Origin of the sequence: Mitsuaria sp. RG (genome assembly GCF_028369275.1) — a bacterium.
Classification (GTDB): domain Bacteria; phylum Pseudomonadota; class Gammaproteobacteria; order Pseudomonadales; family Pseudomonadaceae; genus Aquipseudomonas; species Aquipseudomonas peradeniyensis.
In genome coordinates this window covers 1-2673 of the sequence record NZ_JAQMYQ010000096.1, presented here as the reverse complement: position 1 = coordinate 2673, position 2673 = coordinate 1, and the positions used below count along the sequence as shown (strand labels likewise).

Sequence of the window (2673 nt, the reverse complement as noted above, 5' to 3'; positions counted from 1 at the left end):
GTCGCCCTGCTGGCTGTAGATCAGGCCATCGCCCGTGTTGCTGAGCGCCCCGCTGCTGTTGAGCACGAGCGCGCCATTGGCGGCCAGGGTGCCGCGCTGGCTGTTGTCGATGCTGCCAGCCAGCACCTTGAGCAGGCCCTGGCTGGCGATCTGGCCAGCCTGGTTGTCGACCAGGCCGGCGCGCTGGATCAGCAGGTCCTTGCCGGCGAACAGCGTGCCCTTGCGGTTGAGCAGGTCGGCGAGCAGGTCGAGGGTCAGGGCGCCCTGGGCAGCGAGGTTGCCGTCGTTGTTGTTCAGGCTCGCGGCGGTCAGGCCCAGGTCCTGCCGGGTGGCCACGCGACCGCCGTGGTTGTCGAGGGCGCCAGCGCTGATGACCAGCTTTTCACCGGCATCAATCAGGCCGCCCTCGTGGTTGTCCAGTGCCGCCGTGATGGTCAGTTGCTGGCCGCTGCCGCTGGACAGGATGCCCTTGGCGCTGTTGTCCAGGCTGTCTGCCTTGACGTCCAGGCGCTGCTGGGCGACCAGCGCGCCGCCGTCACTGTTGCGCAGGGCGCCGGCCACGGTCGCCTGCACGGCACCGGAGCGACTCGACAGCGTGCCTTGCTGGCGGTTGTCCAGGCTCTGGCCGGTGACGGTCAGCCCCTGCCAGCCCGAGACCAGGCCGTTGCGGTTGTCGATGGCGCCGCTGGTGATGCTCAGCGCCTGCTCGCTGATCAGCTTGCCGTCACGGTTGTCCAGCTCGCTGACATCCAGGCGCAGGGCCTGGGCGGTGGAGATCTCGCCACCCTGGTTGACGAGCTTGGCCAGGTTGGCGAGGGTCAGTGGGCCGGCGGTGGTGATCAGGCCGGCGCCGTTGTCCAGGTCGGCGCCGAGCAGGTCCAGCGCAAGGCTGCTGCCGAGTAGCTTGCCGCCATGGTTGTCCAGGCCCTTGCTGGTGAGTGCGAGCGCGTCCTTGGCTTCGATTCGGCCACCGTCGCGGTTGCTCAGCAAGCCATCTACGGTCACCTGCAAGCCACTCTGGCTGCTCAGGGTGCCGCCGCTGTTGTCCAGCACACCGGCGTGAACCTCCAGCGACTGGGCGCCGATCAGGCCCTTGAGGTTGTCCAGGCGCTGGCTGATCTGCAGCAGCAGGCCCTGGTCACTGAGTAAGCGGCCGTTGCTGGTGTCCAGTTGCTCGGAAGCGAAGGTGAACGCTTTTGCGCTGGAAATCTCACCGCCCTGGTTGGCCACGGTCTTGAGGTTGTTCAGCAGCAGCGACGGGGCGTTGATCAGGCCGCCACGGTTGTCCAGGTGGCCATGGCTCAGGTCGAGATGGACCGAAGTGTCGCTGAACAGCTTGCCGCCCTGCTGGTCGAGGCCGGTAACCGTCGCGCTGAGTGCTTCGCGGCTGCCCACGCGGCCGCCGTCGCGGTTGTCCAGCTGGCCGGCGTGCAGGTCGAGGGTGCGGTTGCTGCTGATACTGCCCTGGCGGCTGTTGTCCAGGTGGCCGGTGGTAATGGTCAGCGCGCCCTTGCTGGCAATAACACCCTTGTCAGTGTTGTCCAGGCTGGCGCTGGCCAGGGTAATGTCGCCATCGCTCAGCAACTCGCCACGCTGGTTGAGCAGCGCGCCCGTCGTGGTCAGCTTCAGGCTGCCGGCACTGTTCAGTTTTCCGGTGCCGTTGTCCAGGCTTTGCGCGGCCATCACCAGCTGGCCCTCGGCGCTGATCAGGCCGAGGCGGTTGAGCGCCGCGCCGGTCAACGTCAGGGTCATGTCCCGCTGGCTGGTCAGGCGGCCACCGTCGTTGTCCAGGGTCAGACCGGTCAGGGTCAGGCCGGTCTGGGCCTCGATACGTGCCTTGTTGCGGTTGAGCAGTGCCTGCAAGGCGAGGGTCATGCCGGTGCCGGCGACCAGCAGGCCACCGTCGCTGTTGTCCAGCGAGGTGCCGGTCACGCCGACGGCGGCCTTGCCGGTGATCTCGCCGCCACGGTTGTCGATACGATCGACGTCCAGGGTCAGCGCGCCGTTGCTGCCGAGCAGGCCCGCCTCGCGGTTGTCCAGCTCGCCGCCCTTGATCCGCAACTGCTCCAGACTGATCAGCGAACCCGCAGTGTTGAGCAATGTGCCAGCCTGGATCTCACCACGGCCTTTGCCGGAGACCTTGCCCTGGCGGTTGTCCAAAGTGCCGGCGTCGATGTTCAGGGCGGTGTCGCCCACAAGAATGCCTTGGCGGTTATCCGCGCGGGTGGCGCGCAGGTCCAGGTCCTTGGCCGAGACCAGGCCCTTGGTATTCTCCAGTACCTGGGCGATACGGACCGTCAGATCCTGGTCGCTGATCAGCTTGCCCTGGCGGTTGTCCAGCGTACCAGCGGCCAGCGTGAAGCCTTGCGGACTCACTATCTCGCCGCGCTGGTTGTCGACGCTGCCGAGATTGTTCAGCACCAGCAGCGGAGCCTTGATCAGGCCATGGTTGACCAATGCGCCCTGGCCCAGGTCGAGGGTGATCGAAGTCTTGCTCAGCAGGCGCCCGGCCTGCTGGTCGAAACCGCTGGCGGCCAGCTGCATGGCGCCATCGCTGTCGATGCGGCTATCGCTGCCTGCATTGTTGACCTGACCGGCCTTGATGGTCAGGCGATCGTTGCCGACTACATGACCACTGTCGCGGTTGTCCAGTGTGCCGGTGGCGATGTCCAT

Annotated in this window: 1 pseudogene; it reads right to left on the bottom strand. The window is 66.8% G+C overall.

Going from position 1 to position 2673, the window contains the following annotated elements:
• Window positions 1-2673, bottom strand: a pseudogene (locus POF53_RS25810) (hypothetical protein); the annotation flags it as partial.